18 protein-coding genes, 1 tRNA gene and 2 pseudogenes are annotated in these 19389 nt (G+C 59.5%); 14 read left to right on the forward strand and 7 right to left on the reverse strand.

Annotation, left to right across the window (positions count from 1 at the left end; genetic code table 11):
* The first annotated feature begins 3 nt into the window (after positions 1-3).
* The 7 genes from fdxH (at position 4) to CTATCC11996_RS25175 (ending at position 7253) form a co-directional block, all read left to right on the forward strand.
* On the forward strand, positions 4-933 hold the full coding sequence (gene fdxH / locus CTATCC11996_RS19620; protein ID WP_003079546.1) for a formate dehydrogenase subunit beta: 930 nt from the start codon (positions 4-6) through the stop codon (positions 931-933).
* Positions 930-1556 (forward strand): formate dehydrogenase subunit gamma, encoded by a 627-nt coding sequence (locus tag CTATCC11996_RS19625; RefSeq protein WP_003066500.1) that lies wholly within the window; start codon positions 930-932, stop codon positions 1554-1556. The genes fdxH and CTATCC11996_RS19625 overlap by 4 nt, the downstream gene beginning before the upstream one ends.
* 82 nt (positions 1557-1638) lie before the next feature.
* Positions 1639-2604, forward strand: coding sequence for a formate dehydrogenase accessory protein FdhE (fdhE, locus tag CTATCC11996_RS19630; protein WP_003079549.1), 966 nt, complete (start codon positions 1639-1641; stop codon positions 2602-2604).
* A gap of 88 nt (positions 2605-2692) precedes the next feature.
* Entirely contained in the window at positions 2693-4132 is a 1440-nt protein-coding gene (gene selA / locus CTATCC11996_RS19635) for an L-seryl-tRNA(Sec) selenium transferase (protein WP_003079550.1), read from the forward strand.
* Between the two features lie 96 nt (positions 4133-4228).
* Positions 4229-6154: a selenocysteine-specific translation elongation factor gene (gene selB / locus CTATCC11996_RS19640; protein WP_003079553.1), complete on the forward strand. Its 1926-nt coding sequence runs from the start codon at positions 4229-4231 to the stop codon at positions 6152-6154.
* 183 nt (positions 6155-6337) lie between these two features.
* Positions 6338-6433, forward strand: a tRNA-Sec gene (locus tag CTATCC11996_RS19645).
* Between the two features lie 103 nt (positions 6434-6536).
* Positions 6537-7253 carry a contractile injection system protein, VgrG/Pvc8 family gene (locus CTATCC11996_RS25175; protein ID WP_238532431.1) on the forward strand — a complete coding sequence of 239 codons (717 nt, stop codon included), beginning with the start codon at positions 6537-6539 and terminating at the stop codon, positions 7251-7253.
* Positions 7254-7270: 17 nt separating this feature from the next.
* Here the strand turns inward: CTATCC11996_RS25175 and CTATCC11996_RS19655 are convergent, their stop codons facing one another.
* On the reverse strand, positions 7271-8089 hold the full coding sequence (locus tag CTATCC11996_RS19655) for a hypothetical protein (protein WP_138983869.1): 819 nt from the start codon (positions 8087-8089) through the stop codon (positions 7271-7273).
* Positions 8090-8307: 218 nt separating this feature from the next.
* Here CTATCC11996_RS19655 and CTATCC11996_RS26370 point away from each other — a divergent pair, with 218 nt between their 5' ends.
* Positions 8308-8472 carry a S24/S26 family peptidase gene (locus tag CTATCC11996_RS26370; RefSeq protein ID WP_003079557.1) on the forward strand — a complete coding sequence of 55 codons (165 nt, stop codon included), beginning with the start codon at positions 8308-8310 and terminating at the stop codon, positions 8470-8472.
* A gap of 14 nt (positions 8473-8486) precedes the next feature.
* The gene (locus CTATCC11996_RS25365) at positions 8487-8912 is read left to right on the forward strand and encodes a S24 family peptidase (protein WP_236597928.1); all 426 of its coding nucleotides are present in this window, start codon (positions 8487-8489) and stop codon (positions 8910-8912) included.
* Here CTATCC11996_RS25365 and CTATCC11996_RS26550 read toward each other — a convergent pair.
* The 3 genes and pseudogenes from CTATCC11996_RS26550 to CTATCC11996_RS26555 form a co-directional block, all read right to left on the reverse strand.
* Positions 8841-9298 (reverse strand): annotated as a pseudogene (locus CTATCC11996_RS26550) (transposase); the annotation flags it as partial. The gene CTATCC11996_RS25365 and the pseudogene CTATCC11996_RS26550 sit on opposite strands and share 72 nt — an antisense overlap.
* 811 nt (positions 9299-10109) lie before the next feature.
* Positions 10110-11549, reverse strand: coding sequence for a DUF1254 domain-containing protein (locus CTATCC11996_RS19665; protein WP_003079559.1), 1440 nt, complete (start codon positions 11547-11549; stop codon positions 10110-10112).
* 228 nt (positions 11550-11777) lie between these two features.
* Positions 11778-11975 (reverse strand): annotated as a pseudogene (locus tag CTATCC11996_RS26555) (IS481 family transposase); the annotation flags it as partial.
* A 125-nt stretch (positions 11976-12100) separates the two neighbouring features.
* On the opposite strand from CTATCC11996_RS26555, the gene CTATCC11996_RS25200 reads away from it, so the two are divergent.
* The 4 genes from CTATCC11996_RS25200 to CTATCC11996_RS19690 all read left to right on the forward strand — a co-directional run bounded on the left by CTATCC11996_RS25200 (position 12101) and on the right by CTATCC11996_RS19690 (position 14893).
* Positions 12101-12909, forward strand: a protein-coding gene (locus CTATCC11996_RS25200; RefSeq protein ID WP_085959867.1) for an IS5 family transposase whose coding sequence is annotated in 2 segments (ribosomal slippage) — positions 12101-12431 and positions 12431-12909 — 810 coding nt in all. Because the reading frame shifts where the segments join, the coding sequence is not laid out codon by codon here.
* Between the two features lie 377 nt (positions 12910-13286).
* On the forward strand, positions 13287-13613 hold the full coding sequence (locus tag CTATCC11996_RS19680) for a winged helix-turn-helix domain-containing protein (RefSeq protein ID WP_003079562.1): 327 nt from the start codon (positions 13287-13289) through the stop codon (positions 13611-13613).
* A 319-nt stretch (positions 13614-13932) separates the two neighbouring features.
* The gene (locus CTATCC11996_RS19685; RefSeq protein ID WP_003079563.1) at positions 13933-14217 is read left to right on the forward strand and encodes a hypothetical protein; all 285 of its coding nucleotides are present in this window, start codon (positions 13933-13935) and stop codon (positions 14215-14217) included.
* Between the two features lie 259 nt (positions 14218-14476).
* Complete coding sequence (locus tag CTATCC11996_RS19690; protein ID WP_236597929.1) at positions 14477-14893, forward strand: nitroreductase family protein; 417 nt, start codon at positions 14477-14479, stop codon at positions 14891-14893.
* Positions 14894-14994: 101 nt separating this feature from the next.
* On the opposite strand, the gene modB is transcribed toward CTATCC11996_RS19690, so the two are convergent.
* Together modB and modA are read right to left on the reverse strand one after the other, a co-directional pair.
* The gene (gene modB, locus CTATCC11996_RS19695; RefSeq protein ID WP_034349677.1) at positions 14995-15675 is read right to left on the reverse strand and encodes a molybdate ABC transporter permease subunit; all 681 of its coding nucleotides are present in this window, start codon (positions 15673-15675) and stop codon (positions 14995-14997) included.
* A gap of 17 nt (positions 15676-15692) precedes the next feature.
* Positions 15693-16496 (reverse strand): molybdate ABC transporter substrate-binding protein, encoded by an 804-nt coding sequence (gene modA, locus CTATCC11996_RS19700; protein ID WP_003079566.1) that lies wholly within the window; start codon positions 16494-16496, stop codon positions 15693-15695.
* 88 nt (positions 16497-16584) lie between these two features.
* Here modA and tsaA point away from each other — a divergent pair, with 88 nt between their 5' ends.
* Positions 16585-17067: a tRNA (N6-threonylcarbamoyladenosine(37)-N6)-methyltransferase TrmO gene (gene tsaA / locus CTATCC11996_RS19705; protein ID WP_003079567.1), complete on the forward strand. Its 483-nt coding sequence runs from the start codon at positions 16585-16587 to the stop codon at positions 17065-17067.
* A gap of 542 nt (positions 17068-17609) precedes the next feature.
* Here the strand turns inward: tsaA and CTATCC11996_RS19710 are convergent.
* Entirely contained in the window at positions 17610-19298 is a 1689-nt protein-coding gene (locus tag CTATCC11996_RS19710; protein WP_034349681.1) for a long-chain fatty acid--CoA ligase, read from the reverse strand.
* Between the last annotated feature and the right edge of the window lie 91 nt (positions 19299-19389).

Below are 19389 nucleotides of genomic sequence, written 5' to 3' on the forward strand. Positions count from 1 at the left end.
CTGATGTCCTCAACCATGTCTCTCGATATCAAACGCCGCTCGGCCACGACGACCCCCGCACCCAGCGCACGCGGTGCGCACGCGGGGGAAGTCGCCAAGCTGATCGACGTCTCCAAATGCATTGGCTGCAAGGCTTGCCAGACCGCCTGCATGGAGTGGAACGACCTTCGCGACGAAATCGGCACGGTTGCCGCAGGCGTCTACGACAACCCGACGGATCTGACGTCGGAGTCGTGGACCGTGATGCGCTTTGCCGAGTACGAAAACGAAGCCACAGGCAACCTGGAATGGCTGATCCGCAAGGACGGCTGCATGCACTGCGAAGACCCGGGCTGCCTCAAGGCCTGCCCCTCGCCTGGCGCCATCGTCCAATATGCCAACGGCATCGTGGACTTCCAGCAAGACCAGTGCGTAGGCTGCGGCTACTGCGTCACGGGCTGTCCGTTCAACATTCCGCGCATCTCCAAGAAGGACAACAAGGCGTACAAGTGCACCTTGTGTTCGGACCGCGTGGCTGTTGGCCAGGAGCCCGCCTGCGTCAAGACCTGCCCCACGGGCGCTATCCAGTTCGGCACCAAGGAAGCCATGCAGGAGCAAGCGTCCCGCCGTGTCGTGGACCTCAAGGAACGCGGCTACGAAAAGGCGGGTCTCTACGACCCGCAGGGTGTGGGCGGTACGCACGTGATGTACGTGCTGCACCATGCGGACAAACCTTCGCTGTACAAGGGCCTGCCGGACGATCCGTCCATCAGCCCCATGGTGTCGCTGTGGAAGGGTGTAGCCAAGCCTCTGGCCATGGCCGCACTGGGCGCAGCCGCAATCGGCAGCCTGTTCCACTACATCACCAAGGGACCCAACGACGTGTCCAAGGACCTTGAAGATGAAATGGAACGCAAGGACGCCGAAGCGCTGAACAAGGAGAACGGCAAATGAAACGCAATCCTCGCGACCTCGTGCGCTACAACGCATCGGAGCGCGCCAACCACTGGGTGGTAGGCATTTGCTTCATCTTGCTGGCCCTGTCCGGTCTGGCGTTCTTTCACCCGGCCTTCTTCTGGTTGACCAATCTGTTCGGTGGCGGCCCCTGGACCCGCATCCTGCACCCCTACATCGGGGTTGTCATGGGCGCATTCTTCGTCATCATGGCCTGCCGTTTCGCCAAGCTCAACATCGTTGAGCCGCGCGACATCGAATGGCTCAAGAACGTCAACAAGATGATCGATGGCGACGACCACGACATGCCCGAACAGGGCAAGTACAACGGTGGTCAGAAGCTGTTGTTCTGGGGCCTGGTAATCGGCATGCTGCTGATCGTGATCACCGGCTTTCTGATGTGGCGCGCCTGGTGGACATTGCCGGTCAACGTGGTGCGAGCGGCTTCGGTGGTTCACGCCATCGCTGCCGTGTGGATGATCGGTCTGATCATCATGCACGTGTATGCCGCCATCTGGACTCGCGGAACCATTCGCGCCATGCTTTATGGCACAGTAACGCGAGCCTGGGCCAAGCAACACCACCGCGGCTGGTACCGCAAGATGACGGGTGACAACGACTAAGGTTTTTAGTCTTCTCCCCTAACAACCCAGCCGCCAAGCGTTTATCGGCGCTCGGCGGCTGATTCATTTGGAAACCCTGTCAATGCAACGCATTCTTCAACCCGGTGAAATTGAAGCACTGGATCACACCAGCTTTCCCCGCATCTTGCTGCCCCAGGTAAGCAGTCTGTTCGCCGAACGCGCTGCACGCCTGCGTCAGCTGGCCAACGGCAATCCCATTGCAGACTATCTGCTGTTTGTGGCCCAGATCATGGATGCGCAGCACAAGGCTGCCGCCACCATCGAGATCTCTGTGCCCGATGCCGAACTCATGGCGCGTGCTCAGGAGCACTCGATGCCTCTGCTGCCCGCAGTCGACACCATCGACCCCGCTTGGCAAGCCGTGCTCGACAACATGCTCGACACGCTGCAGGGCAGCGAAGGCCTGCCCGCACCGCTGCAGCCTCTGCTCAAGGAGCTGCGTGCACTAGCCCCCGAGACCCGTGCAGACATTGCCAAAAAGCTGCTGCAAAAAGAAGTCGCCGCCCGCCATGTGGGCATGGCCCCCTTCATCATGGCTGCGCTGCAAGTGACCTTTGCCAAGCGCTCGGCCAGTCTCCGTGCCCGCGACGTTCCCTACACCGACCCTGCCAGCATCTGCCCCATCTGTGCCAGCGAGCCCGTGGCCAGCATCATCCGCATTGGCGGCAAAGTGGCCGGTCACCGCTATGCGCACTGCGGAACCTGCGCCTGCGAGTGGCATATGGTGCGTATCAAATGCACGCACTGCGAATCCACCAAGGGCATCCACTACCAGGGCCTTGAAGGTGCGGGCGAAGAAGTTCTGGCCGAGACCTGCGATGAATGTGGCAGCTACCGCAAGATCGTGAATCAGGAAAAGAACCCCATGGTCGAGCCTCTGGCCGACGATCTGGCCAGCCTGATGCTGGATCTGCTGATGAGCGAGACCCAGTTCCAGCGCGCCAGCGCCAATCCTCTGTTGTTTGTGGCCGTAGCCGAAGAGCAGTCGGGCGAGACTGGCAACGAGCTGGTGGACCCCGCAGCCTGATCCCGCCGGCAGCAAGCGCCAGCATAATGAAGGCGGCAGCTCTTTCTGCCGCCTTTTCCATTTTCCGAAGACCCCACACCCTCCGGCCATGAGCAATACCGCAGCGACCGCCCCTGAAATTTCGCACCCCTCCCAGCTTCCCGCCGTGGACAAGGTCTTGCTCGCCATCGAGATGCAGATGTTGCGCGAATCCTATGGCCTGGACGCCTGCACCAAGGCAGTACGCGATGTGCTGACGGGGCTGCGCCAGCAGCTCCTGGGTTTTGCCGATCAGCCCGGCCAGACTTTGCAGGCCGACATCGGCAGCATTGTGCAAGCCGCACAGCGCCAGCTTCAGGCCCGGTTCGCGCCACGCCTGCAGCCGGTCTTCAACCTCACCGGCACGGTGCTGCATACCAATCTGGGCCGCGCCCTGCTGCCGCAGGCTGCGATCGATGCCGTGGTGCAGGCCATGAGCTCCCCCGCCAATCTGGAATATGACCTTGAAGACGGCAGCCGCGGCGATCGCGACGACCTGGTCGAGTCGCTGATCTGCGAGCTGACCGGCGCCGAAGCCGCTACCGTTGTCAACAACAATGCCGCAGCCGTGCTGCTGGTTCTCTCCACCATGGCCACGGGCAAGGAAGTCGTGGTCTCGCGCGGCGAGCTGGTGGAAATCGGCGGCGCCTTCCGCATCCCCGATGTCATGACCCGCGCCGGCGCGCGGCTGGTCGAGATCGGCACCACCAATCGCACGCATGAAAAAGACTATGCAGAGGCCATAGGCGAAAACACGGCCGCGCTCATGAAGGTGCATTGCAGCAACTACGCCATCACTGGCTTTACCAAGGCGGTGAGCGACGCCGATGTCGCCCGCATTGCACACGACAGCAATCTGCCGATGATTGTCGACCTGGGCAGCGGCACGCTGATCGACATGCGCGACTGGGGCCTGCCCTATGAAGTCACGGTGCGCGAGACGGTCGAGTCCGGCGCCGACATCGTCACCTTCAGCGGTGACAAGCTCCTTGGCGGCCCGCAGGCCGGAATCATCGTGGGCCGCAAGGAGCTGATCGCCAGAATCAAGAAAAATCCGCTCAAGCGCGCTCTTCGCGTGGGCAAGATCACGCTGGCTGCGCTGGAGCCCACGCTGCGCCTGTATCTGAACCCCGAAAAGCTCGCCCAGGAGCTGACCACGCTGCGCCTGTTCACGCGCAAGGCCAGCGACATGCAGACCCAGGCCGAGCAGCTGCAGCCTCTGCTTCAGCAGGCACTGGGCCAGGACTATGTGGTGGAGACCGCTGCCATGAACAGCCAGATCGGCAGCGGCGCCCTGCCCGTGGAAAATCTGCCCAGCTTCGGCCTCAGAATCTATCCGGCCAGCGGCAAGCAGGCGGGTCGCCAGCTGACCCGGCTCGAAGCACGCTTTCGTGGCCTGCCTCGGCCCGTGATCGGGCGCCTGCATGACGACGCGCTGTGGCTGGATCTGCGCTGCCTGGAAAACCCGGCACAGGCCCTGTTTGCCGCGCAACTGTCGCGGCTGGCCTGAGACAGCACCATGGCCCCGGCCCTCCGCATTTATACAAAAACACCTTGCCTCGCTTGATACACAAGCGCCAGCAGCCATCAAAACTACAAGCACACCATGATCATCGGAACCGCAGGCCATATCGACCACGGCAAAACCACGCTGGTGCGTGCGCTCACCGGCGTGGAAACCGACCGCCTCAAGGAAGAGAAAGCCCGCGGCATCTCCATAGAACTGGGCTATGCCTACAGCCCGCTGCCCAACGGCGATGTGCTGGGCATCATCGACGTGCCGGGCCACGAGAAATTCGTCCATACCATGGCCGCCGGCGCCGTGGGCATTGATCACGCCCTGCTGGTCGTGGCTGCCGACGACGGCGTCATGCCCCAGACCATAGAGCATCTGGAAATTCTGCAGCTGCTGGGTGTCAGGCGTGGCAGCGTGGCGCTGACCAAGGTCGATCGCGTGCTGCCGCAACGCATTGCCGACGTGCACCGCGAAATCAACGCCATTCTCGGCGTCACTGCGCTGGCGGGCAGTCCCATCTTTGAAACCAATGCCGCAGACCCCGGCAATGCCGGCGTGCAGGCTCTGCGCGAACACCTGCAGGTGCAGGCCCAGATGATGCAGGCCCGTCCCCGGGACGGACTGTTCCGGCTCGCCGTGGACCGCGTCTTCACGCTGCCGGGACAGGGCACGGTGGTCACGGGCACGGTCTTCAATGGCCAGGTGCGGGTGGGTGACACGCTGGCGCATTCGACCAGCGGTCAGGCCGTGCGCGTACGCAGCATTCATGCCCAGAACCAGAGCAGCGACAGCGGCGTCGCCGGCCAGCGCTGCGCACTGAATCTGGCTGGCATAGGCAAGGACGAAATCGAACGCGGCGACTGGATCATGGACCCGCGCCTGCTACAGGCCACAGATCGCCTCGACATTCATCTGCATCTGCTCAGCGAAGCGCCCCCACTAGAGCAATGGACTGCGGTGCATGTGCATCTGGGCACCAAGCGCACAACAGGCCATGTCGCCCTGCTGCAGGACCAAGGCATAGAGCCCGGCACCGAAGCCCGCGTGCAGCTGGTGCTGGATACGCCGGTCTTCGCACTGCCCGGCGACCGCCTGATTCTGCGCAACGCCCAGGCCAGCCGCACCATCGCAGGCGGCATGGTGCTCGACCCCTATGCCCCGAGCCGCAAGCGCCGCAGCGCGGAGCGCATGGCCTACCTCGACGCCATGGAGCAGCTCATAGCCCGCAGCGACTTCGGGCCACTGATTGCACAGGCTCCACACGGCATTGCGCGCTCGCAGCTGGTGCGTCTGAGCGGCCATGCCTTCCCCGAGTCCCGCCTTGCCGACACCATCCAGCTACCCATTGCCGGCGGCGATGCCCTGGTGCTGGGCCTGCAGCGCTGGCAGCGGCTGCAGACCCAGATCATCGACAGCCTGGCGCGCTTTCACGAAAAATCGCCCGACGAGCCCGGCGTCAACGCGGCCAGACTGAGGCGCATGGCCTTGCCCGGCCTGCAGCAAGGCAGCTACGACGCACTCTATCAAGGCCTGGTCGATGCCCTGCTCAGCAGCCAACTGCTAGCCAGCACCGGTGCCTGGCTGCATTTGCCGCAACACAGCGTGCAGCTGAGCAGTGCCGAGCAGACGCTGGCCGAAAAGCTGCTGCCCGCCATCACTGCAGGCCGCTATGACCCGCCCTGGGTGCGCGATCTGGCGCGCGACCATGCGGCAGGCGAAGAGCTCGTGCGCCAGCTGCTCAAAAAGCTTTCGCGCCAGGGCCAGTTGTTCCAGGTCGTCAAGGATTTGTTCTATACACCGGCACGCATGGATGAGCTCGCGGCCCTGGTTGCCGACATCGCCAGCCGCCACGCCAGGGGGGAAGTGGAAGCCAGCGCCTTCCGCGACGCAACTGGTCTGGGCCGCAAGCGCGCCATCCAGATTCTCGAATTCTTCGACCGTACCGGCTACACGCGCCGCGTGCGCGACGCCCATCTGCTGCGCCCTGACGTACATTGGAATAGCACTCCACGCTGAGCCTACAAGGAAAACAGATAGGAATCAGTCCAGGTTCTTTATCCCGCTTACGCAACAAGCTATCAAATTTGAGTAGATCGGGATATGCGGCCTTGACGTGCTTTTGTCATCGGGTGCCGGATTGCTGGCTACAATCGCTGTCTTATCTTCTACAAGAGTGGCAGTTGCCACTCTTGACTCAAAGGAAGGCAATCGTGCCCGGTGGCGCGGCCGGGCTTCAAACCCGGTGGGGGGCGTCAGCCGCTCCCGGGTTGGTTCGACTCCAGCTGCTTTCCGCCAGAATACGGTTTCAACCGTTGATGCGAAGCGACCACAACGGGCAATTGCCATCTCGCGGGAGCTGTGGTCGCAAGGAGCTCAGCTGATCGACAAAGGCACCTTTGTGGTGGACGAGTCCGAGCACAGCGGGGCCCCGGACATCATCACCATTCGCGCCCGTGCTGCCGATCTGGGCGGCGAGATCAGCAAGCGCACCGAAAAAAGCTGGCACGACAACAGTCTGGGCAACATCCTGGCCACGCTCGCCAAACGCAACGAGCTCACCCACAAGGTAGATGCCAAGCTGGGCGCCACCCAGATCCAGCACATCGACCAGACCAATGAATCAGACATGCACGTCATCACCCGGCTGGCGCGCAAATATGACGCCGTGGCCACTGTGAAGAAGAAGCATCTGCTCTTCATGCCGATCAAAGGCACCAAGACCAGCAAGGGCGAGAGCTTGCCCACCATTGAAATCACCCGCATCGACGGAGATCAGCACCGCTGGGCCAGTGGCACCCGCGATGCCTATGACGGCGTGAAGGCGCTGTGGAATGACCGAAACTTTGGCAGCGAGGCCGATGCGCTGGCTGCCGCCAAGAGTGAGCTGCAGCGCATCAATAGAGGTATGGCCACGTTCGATCTGAATCTGGCCATCGGTGTGCCAGAACTGATGCATCAGACCCCTGTGCGCGTGACGGGGTTCACTTCTGAGAGTGATGGCCAAGGCTGGCTGGTCAAGGAAGTCACCCACACATTGGGGGATAGCGGCCTGACCAGCAAGGGGCAGATGGAACGCAATGCAGACGCGATGAATACAACCGAAGCTGATGCTTAACGCTGCCCAGGCAGCTCTTACTTCAACGATCCCTTGTGCATCCTGGCATTCTCAATTTCCTTGCCTGCATCAGCGATAGCTTTTTCATAATCGCCTCTCGATGGTGAAATCACTGGCAAGACTTGCCGTTCGTCGAAATCCTTTACCGAAGCAAATTCAAGCTTCAGTTGGTACTGTTTGCTTTTGGCATTCTGGACCTCCAAGGTGTTCCAGTTTTCGCAAGCCATGAAGCCGACTTCATAGTTCTTCCTCATGCTTGCACCGGCACGCAGGCCGCCGCCGTACTTGAAAGAGCTGTAGACCTTGCAATGACGCGTGCTGGTTTCTTCACCATTCAAGAACAACCAGGCATCCCATTGGGCAGACGACAAATTGAATTTACTGGCGTTGCTGACTTCATAGACAAAGTCCTTGCCAAATCCAAATCGATTCTGAATCGTCAGTCCTCGAGCCGAGATCTTGGAAAGCTCTGCCTCCACGCTCTTCAGAGACTGCTCCTGCTGCGTCAGCCTCTCTGCATTGGCCGCCAACTCTGCTGCACTCTTTGCTGCCTGCAGGGTTTTCAGCTCTATGTACTCATCTGTCTCACGACTGATGACGACACGCGGCGTCATGCTCGAGTACTTCGCGATCAGCTGCTGCAGACTGAAATTGCTTACGGCCCAGTTGAATGCCTCCTGCTGATGAGCACTCATGTCTGGCCATGCCTTGTTCAGCGAAGCTCTATAAGCCGTTTCATCAGTTGTTGCCAAGGGAGCATCGATGCCCTTACCTGTACAGCCTACCAACAACAGCGCTAAGCCCAGCAGGCCCGCTGATCCACGACTCACTAGCATCGAAGTTCCCTCATTCGTTGATGTATTGCCGGCTCAAATATACCAATTGTTACAACTATACCAATGTATCTGAGACGACCCAATGTGGGTTCTGGAAATTCATGCGATCACTCAGTGCAGGAGGCCTTTGGATAAGACGAAGTTATCCGTCGCGCAAGTGATGTTGGTTACAAGAGCAATTTTGCGATTGACACACTGTGCACATAAACAGTATTTCAGTGAACCAACCTGCCCTCGTGGTCAGCACTCTTCCAGAGCCGGCCATGGCGCTAGGTTGCGTGCAGGCCGGATTTTCCAGCCCTGCAGAAGACTTTGGGATTCCCCGCTTTGACCTGGCCAAGAGCCTGATTCAACACCCTGCCACCGCCTTTGTGATGCCTTAAACGGTGACAGCATGATGGGCGCGGGCCTTTATGACGGAGATTGGCTCCCGGTGGATGAATTCTTACGTCCCCAGCATGACGACATAGTGGTGGCGGAGATGGACGGGGATTTCACCTGCAAGCGCCTGTCCAGCGCTCCTGCAGCGTGTGTGCAACTTTGCCGGGTCGTCGGTCGGCGATCTGCAATCTCTGATGGAATGCACGCCCGTGGACGATGCATGGGCGTCGGCTGGCGAGCAGCCGAGCACTTGGCAGAGCTTGACGTGCATACCGAGGTAGGCGCGCAAATTCTGGTGCAGGAAGGTCTCTACGGGCCGACGCAGGCCCTGTGCGACAAGGTGCTGTCGCTGCATCGACTATTTCGACAGCGTGACATGGTGCCCCTCGTCGCAAGGATAAGTCTGCTTGAGCCAACCAGCAATCTGCTTAGGCGACCATAGCATCCGTAATTTGTGGGCCACGGTTTGGGACAATGTGCGGTTCGCAACGAGTTTGCAGCACGTGGGGCGCCTTGCTCGGTCCCAAACAGCTGCATCTACCTGGTTCACTCGGTAGCTGTAGTGCCCAGCATTGCGCTTGATCTCCCGGCTGACTGTCGATGGTGCTCGTCCTAGCCGAGTGGCAATGGCGCGAATCAACGCCCCCCCCACGATGACTCGCGAGATCTCTTCTCGTTGGGCCAGCGTCAATGCGGTTGCGGCCCGTGATCGTTGGGCGGGACGGATTCCACCTGTCTCGGCCAGGATTCGGTGGATCGAAGAGTGGGCGCGATCAAAGAGCTTGCCGATCTCCTGCAACGTCCAGCCTTACGTCCAGCGCCCCTCATCAGAGCTTTCCGGCTATCTTAATAATAGATTCTGGGTCGCTGCTTCATTTGCAACACTCCTGCCGCCTATGTGGTGGCTAGTGTGTTGCATCGACCGGTTGAATCCGCCGCCGGACTACGACAGTCGCAGATCAACACATCTCAGCCACTGAAGGCCGCGAGGCTGTAATGACCGCTTTCGAAATAAGAACCGCCCCCCGAATCGCTACTGCGGTGCAAGCGATCCAAACCAGCAGGACGCGGTAACGCCCCCATCCGTCAGAAAGTCGCTGCCAGTAATAAAGGCACCATCGGGCCCCACCGGTAGCACGGCTACGTTCGCAACGTCATCCGGCTCGGTGAAAGGCTTCGCTGGACAGCCATCGATCATGCATCAATAGTCGGTGCCGCGCGCTCCTGAGAGCTCGTCCTTTGCCAGTGGTGTGATGATGCCCAGACTGATGGTATTGACGCGTACACTGCGCTCACGCCGCAATATTTTGTGCGCTACATATCGCTATCTACAGCCACCGTGCCGAGCGCAGTTTTCAAGTCGCCTTCCACCTTGACGCAGTTAAGGAACTTACACCCTCAAGCGAGTGCGTTCTGTGCGCCCAGACTTCGAAGTCCTGCACGAACGCGAGGCTGCACTCTTCCTGGCACTGTTTGGGCGCAACGGTGTCGAGCACAACCACTTCGTTGCTGCCCGAGGGCGACTTGACCATCAACGCGTGTCAGACCTTGATCGAGCCGTCGTCGACCAGCGTGTGCGTGATCAGCAGCAGCGAATCGTAAAGGCCGGTCAGGTACGACACCAACAATTTGATCTGACTCAGCGAACCCGAGCGATGTCTTCCAATTGCCACGTCTTGTCAAAGAGGGGCTTCGTCGGACCATATGCCCGAAACATCACTTCGAAGGTCCCACCGGATTTGGTCGGAATCCAGTTCTCAGCGCGCCGGGCCGGTGCCTTCGGACCAAAGTAGATATCCACGGAACCGTCCGAATTTTTTTGTAGGCCGGCCTCCAGCGAAGAACGCGTCGGGAGTTCTACCCCACGTATAAACGTGTGGGTCGCGCGGTCATATAAGGTGATGGACCAGTACTGGCTGACAGGTACATTCGGGGGTACGGTGAGGCGATAAGTGGTACCTCCATCAAGGAAGCGCCCGCCGCTGTCCTTTGTTGTCAGCAGGTAGTACTGACCGGTGCCCGGGTTTTTGATGTTGCTGAATCCGAAATAGTAGATGGTGCCACGCGCATCGGTTAGATAGCGGTCACCGAGCTCAAACGTTCCATGAGACTCGCTGACACCGGGTTCCGCTGGAAAGAACCACTGCCTGCCAGGGTAATACCGAGGCGGCACCATCAGGAATCGATTTACGAACCACTGGTGCGCTTCGTGAAGCGAAGAAAGGAGGATTGTCTTTGTCGTATTGTCCGGCGCGAATCGCTTACCTTTTTCGATGCCGATCGATGCCAGCCAGCTATACATCATCTTGTCTCGCGCCTGAACCGGTTCAATCTGAACCATCCTGTCAAGTGCCTCGAAGAAGCGGAGATCGTAGGGAATTGCCCCATCAAACTCGATGTTCGTCACATCGACAAACTTCGTTTCGGCCACGCTTTCAGCGGTAGACAACGGGTATAGCTTTACGCGTTTCACGTACGAACCGGCAGCAGCGATGTCCGCTTCGCTGTGGCTCCTCGGTATGGAACGAAGCAGGGCAAATCCCTGAAACGTCTGTGACGGAACGACAATGTAGCCGTCGGGCACTTGGCCTTGATATCCAGGTGGCAAGATCAGATATTTCCCGCCCTTTCCCTTGTCAGCACCGGCGATGCCCACATCTTCGACTGCTGATTGCCAAGCGTCCATTATCGAACCATTGATTGTGCCTCCGTCCGCAGGAGGAATCTCGAGCACCATCGGCCCGGCATCCTTGGTGTTGATGAATGGAATTGCGTACAGAACTTCGCTGTTGGGTGTAAGCAGTTGATTCGTCCAGTTCGACGGACGCGTCCACACAGCGATTTCGTTGGTGTGTCCTCCAGCTCGTTCCATTGACTGGATAATGCCGTCGAAATTTACCAAGGGGATGCCCCAGATTGCGAGTTCGACGGCGCGTCGTTCGACGGTGCGTTGGTGTATCGCTTCGCCAGAGAGAGGCCGCAGGTCGAATGGGGATGATCGAGCGACGAGGGGGAGTGTTGAGGTAGCGAGGGCGACGAACAACAATAGTTTCCGGCTTTTCTGCTTCACACGATTCATCGTTTTACCCTCCCGAACTAATAGTCATGCTGGCTTGAAAGCCAATTTAGTGGAGCCGGATATTTCCAGTTTCGACCGACACTGATTGCGGGCCCCTCTCGCCAGGTCATGCGGCATATGATCTAGCCTATGCAGGCCCAGTTTCTGGCGCATCGTCCGAATGGGGTAGCTCCTGGTAAGAAAGGATGCCGCTCAGGATTCGTAATGGATCATTCGATGCGGGGCGGCCTAGCTGTGAACCGTCAAGAGGTTATTTGCAGGTTCGAGCCTGGACACCGGAGCGATGTGACTGATGCCCCTGTATGGCCTGTGTCAGTTGTAGTGGCGCTGCAAGATAGCCAGGGAACGGGTCCGCTCAGCTGAGTTCTGGCACGTCCAGCCATAGGCCCACTCGCGTAGCGCTGACTGGATGAACCGCTTATCCTTCACTTCGCAGCCCGCTTTTGGCCGATCTGCGACTATCGCTGAACGACCCAATGCCGTCTATGGCTAAGAGTGGCTAACATCACTTCGTCATAGCCCCTCGCAGAGCAGTTATGCTTGCGGCCCTCATGGCAAGACGACCCGTTAGCAAAGAACTGTGGCGACAGCTACAACCCCTGATCCCAGCCTTCGTGCCTTCTGCCAAGGGCGGTGCGCGCAAGCTCGCGGTCAGCGACGAAGCCGCCCTCAACGGCATCCTGTTCGTGCTGCAAACAGGCATTCCATGGGAGGACCTTCCCCAATCTCTTGGGTACGGCAGCGGCATGACTTGCTGGCGGCGCCTGCGAGACTGGAATGCCGCTGGTGTCTGGAAGCAGTTGCACCAAGCCATGCTGATGCGCTTGCGTGAACACGACCAGATCGATTGGAGCCGGGCCAGCATTGATGGCTCCTCGGTACCAAGCCCCCGGGGGGCCAGGAAACGAGCCCCAACCCCACGGACAGAGGCAAGCTCGGCTCCAAACGACACATCGTCGTAGATGCCAGAGGCATCCCGCTGGTGATCTTGGTCAGCGGCGCGAACCGGCACGACTCTAAGATGTTCGAGAGGTGCGTGGACGCGATTCCTGCGATTGCAGGCTTGTCAGGGCGTCCCCGTAAAAGACCAGCCAAGCTGCACGCCGACAAAGGCTACGACTTCAAGCGATGCCGAACCCACCTGAGGCAGCGGGGCATCATCGGCCGGATTGCCAGACGAGGCGTTGAGAGCAGCCAGCGGCTGGGCAAGCACCGCTGGGTGGTGGAGAGGTCGCACAGCTGGTTTGCAGGCTTTGGCAAGCTGCGAATCCGCTTTGAACGACGGCTGGATATCCACGAAGCGCTGTTGAAGTTGGCGGCAGCGATCATCTGCGCACGCTTCGTGGATAGGTGGTGTTAGCCAGTCTAAGGACATGTCGACGACCGCTTTGCGGCGGTCCACAAAATTGCAGTCCTGACGCGTGAGGCTGCTTTGAGGCCAATAGCGTCCGCTCACATCAGCAAATCGGCGACACCGAAGAGCTAAGTAGCACGCAGAAGGAAGTACCGGCGTTCTTCTAGGAAAAACTGCCTCGATTAGACCGGGCAGGTCAGATAGGGCCGCTTCGGAATTAAAGCCACAGCTCTCGCCATAATTCAGGATGTGCCGAGGTTGATTCCTGCGCTGCCAGGATGCCTGGCGCTGCATGTTCCTTCATTTCACGTCTACCGATTCCTATCCGCATGTCCGCTACAACTTCAGACTCCAATCCTGCTGCACCGGCAGTGAAGCTTCGCATGCGTGTCATGACAGGTGACGTCATTGCCATCGGCCCGGGCAAAATTGAACTACTGGAGGCCATCAACGAAACGAAATCCATTGCAGCTGCTGCAAAGTCCCTGGGCATGTCCTATCGCCGGGCCTGGTTGCTTGTCGATGGCATCAATCATTCGTTGAATGCTCCGGCAGTGATCACCTCAACCGGGGGATCTCATGGCGGCGGTACAGCACTCACGGAAACAGGGCATCTGGTCGTCGCACTGTATCGACGTATAGAGCAAGAGGCACTCAAAGCATGCCAGTCTGATCTGGACAAGCTGGTCGCCCTGGTCCAGAGCAGCTAGGCAGGCATTTGACAGACACGCTGATTTGCAGGTGTCCCGCTCGGCCATGGAAGTGCATGCCAAAGTGGCACTTTGCACCCTGGACCTCATGACCGGGAGCAATGTATGCGCCTTCACCGCGGGCGCTCAATACATCCAGTCGGGTTCGTTGTAGGCTGCGGCAGAGCTTCCAAGCCTCTGTCGGGAGACTGCCCAATCCATCGCAATATATACTCAGATATAACGAGAGATGACCTGATGGACCTGATCTACTGACGCGCATGGACTGCTGCTTCAGGCTGCTCAGTCCTCCCCAACGCTTACGGAAATCGAGATCTATATGGGAAGCGAAAAGCTCAGTATCGAAGAGCGGCTGCAAGTGCTGGAGATTCTGCTGGAGGAATCGATATGGGGGCTGCACCTCGAGCAGCCAGAGCACCGCAAGGCCATCGCGTCTGCGCTCTATACCCGCCTTGCAGTGGCCAATCTGCATCAGGCTTATCCACCCAGCGTGACCGCCGCCTTGTATGAGCAGGCAGATGCGCTGTGCGAGCTGGACAACACGCCCGCCCCCCTCAAGCCCATGTTGCGCCCCCTGATCAGATATTCGGGGACCGGAGACTGAAAGCAAGCCCGGCCTCGGAACATTTAGGCCAGTTGGCAAAGGTTGGCGGGGCGAGAACCTGTGAGCACATGGCGCATGCGGGTGACCCCAATCACCGTCCATCGGCGCGTTCGAACAAGCAATGCCTTGTTGGCGCTGCGCAGCAATCACGTTGAATAGAGGGCTTTAGTGAAGCAAGATCACCTCTCCTACCTGCTAGCCCTCCACCAGGAGCAGGACTGGGTAGCCGCAGCAGTCGAATCTGTTCGAGCAGGAGAAACTGCGCCGCGACCCTCTCGCTTCCCGTGAAGACGTCAAACGTGCGCGCGAGCATGCCACGCGCAGTCCTGTCTTACTGGCTTTCATCGTGTCGCCCCAGCTGCGCATGCGAGTGCCGGAGCGCGAGCAATGGCTGGCAGCCGGCTGCGCCCTAGGCAACTTCATGAATGCCGCGCACCAGCTCGGCTTCGGTGCCATCATGCTCAGCGGCGAGCGCTGTTTCAATGCCTTGTTGTGTGCTGAGCTGGGGCTTGACCCCACAGAGTCTCTGGCTGGTTTCATCAGCCTCGGCAGCATAAAGACCGCAGCCGAGCCGCGCAAGCCGACCATGCTCAATGCCGTCAGAGCCTTTTGGCAACCTGGCAGCAGCCCCGAGTCATCTGGCTCGGCGGCAGACAGTTCACGCAGCGCAACATAAGGACCCGTTAAGCTGGCTGCGGCCAGGTCCAAGTGGTGCGCGGCAGATCACCTGAGCCGCATGGCTAGGCCCGCGTTGCATGCCGAGAACCGAGAAAATTCTCACGTTTTTTTCGCGACCGGTCTTTCAAGCTTCCGAAGTAGAAAGAATGCCAATGCTGCAACTCCAGTCAGCACCAGAGACAGCGCGTTCGCGCAATCTGTCTCTGACCCCAGCACATGGTTGTAAACAGCCAGCGATAGCGTCTCGGTGCGCCCACTGACATTGCCACCCAACATCAACGAGATGCCGACTTCCCCCATCGCGCGGCCAGCCGCCAACACCAGTCCGGCCAGAATACCGAGCTTGGCCTGCGGCAACTCGACCTTCAGAAACACCTGCCAAGGTCTTGCGCCCAGCGTCGCTGCCACCTCACGCAATGACTCGTCAATTTCAGCAAACGCGGCCTGGGACGGTTTAACCATCAGCGGAAGGCCTGCAGCCACCGCAGCAATCACCAGGCCGGTTTCGCTGAACACCCAATGCGGCCTCCATTCCAGAGGTAACCAAGCCAGCAACCAGCCCTCGCGCCCCAACAGCAGCAGCAGTGCATAGCCAATGACAATAGGCGGAAAGACCAGCGGCAAGGTCACGAGCGCGTCGAGCAAGGCCTTGCCACGAAATGCGCAGCGAGCCAAAGCCCAGGCAATGGGCACTCCAAGCGCCAATTGCAGCAACACGCTCCAGCCCATAACCTTCAGTGTCAGTGGGATGGAGATCCAGGCACAGGTCTCAGCGAGCAAAACAGCCGGGCAGAGGTTTAAAGACCATTGGCGGTCATGATGCGCCGCGCGGTGTCACCTTGCATAAAGGCCTGAAAGCGACTTTGTGCCTCGGTGAGGGAACGATCCCTGACTGTGCCAAGCGATATCTCAATCGGGTCGTAGCAGCTCTGTGGCAATTCGAGCACGGAGCCTGCGCGCCCGGCAATCGCCAGCGCCTCGGTCTTGTTCACGAACCCCGCATCCACTTCTCCCGAGGTGATGTAGCTACCAACTTGAGGCACACCTTCAACCTCGAGCAACTTGGGAGCCAGCGCATCGGCGAGGTGAAGCCGCTTCACGCACTCATCGGCCGCTCTGCCAAATACGGTCCGCGAGCGATGAGGAATTGCGACGCGCGTGAAGGCCGTGTTTTTGAGCTCGTCAAGGCGACTCAAGGATTTGCCTTTGCTTGAGACAAGAACCAGCCGACCTGTTCCGAGCCGGTCAAAGTTGCTGAATAGTCCGGTCGGCTCCAGCAGACTCTTGTCACCGATCAAAAAAACGACTTCCCGATTCTGCCTAGCCTGGGTCTCGATCTGTTTGATGTGGCCAAATGCAGCCTGCGCTTCAACACCCGTTTCTTTGCGAAATGCCTCGATGAGTTCGAGCACCGGTTTGCGGTAGCCGCCCATGGCGGCAACAAGCACTGACTCAGCGGCGCTGACTGGCGTGGCGACCAGCAGCGTGACCATGCCCGCCAGTCCCAGCAGATTGCGGGCAAAGAAGCGCCGTGAGGAACGCCGCGCTCGATATTGATTCAAATCGGCAGTGCTCTCGTCGTGATTAACAGCATTCAACATTCAGATCCTCTGCAGAAGCCAGCGCTGGTATGCAGCGTAGCGTTATATTCTTCTAAATATAACACTCTAAAATATTGAGCCGCAGCTTATGACAGACACCATCACACTACGCCCCATTGGCATCATTCATAGCCCTTTTCAAAGTACCCAGGGAATGCCGATACAGACTGTGGCAGCAGCCGACGTTGAAGGTGAGTTGGAGGTCTTCGAAGAGTTCGCCCCAGGACTGCGTGATATCGAAGGCTTTGAGTTCCTCATCCTGATCACCCATCTGCACCAGGCGGTGGAGAAGCTGGAAGTCGTGCCGTTTATGGATACGGTGAGCCACGGCGTATTTGCGACCCGTGCTCCAGCGCGGCCCAACCGGCTTGGTCTGTCCATTGTGCAACTGGTGAAGGTCAAGGGACGCATATTGTGCTTTCGCGGCAACGACATGCTGGACGGTACGCCTGTACTCGACATCAAGCCTTATGTACCCCAGCTGGATGTCCGCAGCACGGAGCAAGTCGGCTGGTTTGGCCACGGGCTGCAACGTCTGCCCGGCGCAGTCTCGGATGACCGGATGTCCTGACTCGACTCGGGTGACCTATATCTTCACTGGCCGCTTAGGCGTTTGGTACATGACACCGCATAGGCCTGGAAGCCAAAACGCAGCACCTATGCTCTGACCGCATCCTCGAGACAGCGCTCGAGGTCTGCAATGGGTTAGAACCACCAGTCCGCCGCCATGAATACTGCTTTTGACCTGCCTGGATCCGCTGATCCTTGATTGCCCTTGCGAGAGCTCTGCTGAATGGCCGCTCCCTGTTGGTACAGCGATCGCTCAGGGCACGAAGAGTCCAATGACCGCTAATGACGGCAGCTGTGACCAGTTCTCCAGAACTGGATGACTGCAGCCAGCCTGAGGCGGCCTGTCGGGCAATGATGCTGACCTGCAGCTCTTGGCCAGCCTCAGCCCTTGAACACGACCAAGACCAAGCCGCAGTCATTAACTAAGAAAAGATAGGCCTATGCATTGGCTTATAGAAACAATAAATAAAGCAGAAAGCAGAAAGCACGCCATGACGCAAATTTGCGCGGAAGCTGCTTCCCGCCATTCACCCTCTTTGCATTTCAGACTGCGACTTCCTGCTCCTGCAGCATCCGCCACATCACCTTGCCGCTTCCGCTCTTGGGCAAGGCCGTCACGAACTGCACCAGACGCGGTGCCTTGTAGACCGCCATATTGTCATGGCACCACTGGATGATCTGCTCTGCCGTCGTAGCCTCATGGCCGGCACGCAGCACGACCACGGCCTTGACGGTCTCGCCGCGATAGGCATCCTTGGCGGAGATCACGCAGGCCTCCTGAATCCCGGGATGGCGGAACATCAGCGACTCCACCTCGGCCGGCCACACCTTGAAGCCGCTGGCATTGATCATGCGCTTGAGCCGGTCGGTGATGAAGAAATAGCCCTCCTCATCCACGCGCCCCAGGTCGCCGGTGCGGAAAAAGCGCTTGCCATCCAGTTCCATAAAGCTCTGCTCGGTCGCCTCGGGGCGCTGCCAGTAGCCTTCAAACACCTCGGGGCCGTTGACCACGATCTCGCCCTGCTCTCCTTGGGGCACTTCCTCCAGTGTGTCGGGGCTGATCACGCGCGCATCGGTACTCATGAAGGGAATGCCCAGGCATTGCTGCTTGGGATGGTCGGGCGGATTGCTGTGCGAAGGTGCGGCGGTTTCGGTCAGGCCATAGCCCTCGCAAAAGCGCAGGCCGTATTGCTCAAGCAGGCGCTGGGCCACGGCCTGGGGCATGGCGGCGCCGCCGCCGCCGATGTATTTGAGGCTGGAGAGATCGAAGGACGCAAAATTGGGGCTGGCCAGCAGATCGATCACCATGGTCGGGATATTGGTCCAGCTCGTGACCTGATAGTGCGAGATCAGGCGCCCTGCCAGTTCACGCTCCCAGCGCGGCATGATGATCAGCGTCGCCCCCACGTAGATGGCGCTGTGCAGCACGGACACCATGCCCGTGATGTGAAACATGGGCACGACGGCGAGCACCACGTTCTCGCTGGTGCCCGTGCCCCACAGCGCGCCAGAGACGGCGTTGTGGTTGATGCTGCGGTGCAGGTGCATGCAGCCCTTGGGCTGGCCCGTGGTGCCGCTGGTATAGGGCAGAACGGCCAGATCGTCACGGCCCGCAGTATGCAGTGGCGGCAGCTCGCTGCAGGCCAGCGCCTGCGTCCATGCATGGACCTGGCCGTGGTTCAGGCTGGCAGGCTCGCGCTCGCCCAGCAGCCAGTTGCGCCAGGCTTCGGGCGGCGCATCCGGCCCCTGCACATCGGCATCAAAGCCGTCGGTGAACCGTGTCACCAGCAAGTGCTGCAGCGCCTCGGAGGGTTCCAGTGCATTGCTGGCCTTGGCCAGCTCCGGCGCTAGATCGGCCGTGGTAATGGCCACCTTGGCGCCCGAATCCGTGATGTAGTGCTTGAGCTCCTCTGCCGTATTCATGGGGTTGACCGGCACCACCACCGCATTGGCACGAAAGATGGCGTAATGCGCCAGCACCAATTGCGAGCTGTTTTGCATCAGCACGATGACGCGGTCGCCTTTTTTCACACCCAGGCCATGCAGATAGGCAGCCATGCGCTCCGTGCCCTCGCACAGCTGCTTATAGGTCGTGGTGCGCCCCAGAAACACCAGCGCGGCCTTGTCCGGGTAGCGCCTGGCATTGATAGCAAGGTTTTCCCAGACGCTAGTTGCTGGAACGGTGATGGAATATGGCAGCCGATTAGGCCAAAACTTGTGGTGAGCGGGCATGAGTCAGGCAATCAGAAAAGCGTATACATAGTCCGGGTGGACTAATCAATCCGCAAGACTAGGCCTGCAACCTCGGCCCGGCATCCGGGAT

The sequence above is a fragment of the Comamonas testosteroni ATCC 11996 genome, from assembly GCF_000241525.1.
In the GTDB taxonomy this organism is placed as follows: Bacteria; Pseudomonadota; Gammaproteobacteria; order Burkholderiales; family Burkholderiaceae_C; genus Comamonas; species Comamonas testosteroni.

Bases quoted from the DNA above. Each gene is read 5' to 3' on its own strand.
- fdxH (WP_003079546.1), top strand. From the start codon at position 4: ATGTCCTCAACCATGTCTCTCGATATCAAACGCCGCTCGGCCACGACG.
- CTATCC11996_RS19625 (WP_003066500.1), top strand. From the start codon at position 930: ATGAAACGCAATCCTCGCGACCTCGTGCGCTACAACGCATCGGAGCGC.
- fdhE (WP_003079549.1), top strand. From the start codon at position 1,639: ATGCAACGCATTCTTCAACCCGGTGAAATTGAAGCACTGGATCACACC.
- selA (WP_003079550.1), top strand. From the start codon at position 2,693: ATGAGCAATACCGCAGCGACCGCCCCTGAAATTTCGCACCCCTCCCAG.
- selB (WP_003079553.1), top strand. From the start codon at position 4,229: ATGATCATCGGAACCGCAGGCCATATCGACCACGGCAAAACCACGCTG.
- CTATCC11996_RS19655 (WP_138983869.1), bottom strand. From the start codon at position 8,089: ATGCTAGTGAGTCGTGGATCAGCGGGCCTGCTGGGCTTAGCGCTGTTG.
- CTATCC11996_RS25365 (WP_236597928.1), top strand. From the start codon at position 8,487: ATGGGCGCGGGCCTTTATGACGGAGATTGGCTCCCGGTGGATGAATTC.
- CTATCC11996_RS19665 (WP_003079559.1), bottom strand. From the start codon at position 11,549: ATGAATCGTGTGAAGCAGAAAAGCCGGAAACTATTGTTGTTCGTCGCC.
- CTATCC11996_RS19680 (WP_003079562.1), top strand. From the start codon at position 13,287: ATGCGTGTCATGACAGGTGACGTCATTGCCATCGGCCCGGGCAAAATT.
- CTATCC11996_RS19685 (WP_003079563.1), top strand. From the start codon at position 13,933: ATGGGAAGCGAAAAGCTCAGTATCGAAGAGCGGCTGCAAGTGCTGGAG.
- modA (WP_003079566.1), bottom strand. From the start codon at position 16,496: ATGTTGAATGCTGTTAATCACGACGAGAGCACTGCCGATTTGAATCAA.
- tsaA (WP_003079567.1), top strand. From the start codon at position 16,585: ATGACAGACACCATCACACTACGCCCCATTGGCATCATTCATAGCCCT.
- CTATCC11996_RS19710 (WP_034349681.1), bottom strand. From the start codon at position 19,298: ATGCCCGCTCACCACAAGTTTTGGCCTAATCGGCTGCCATATTCCATC.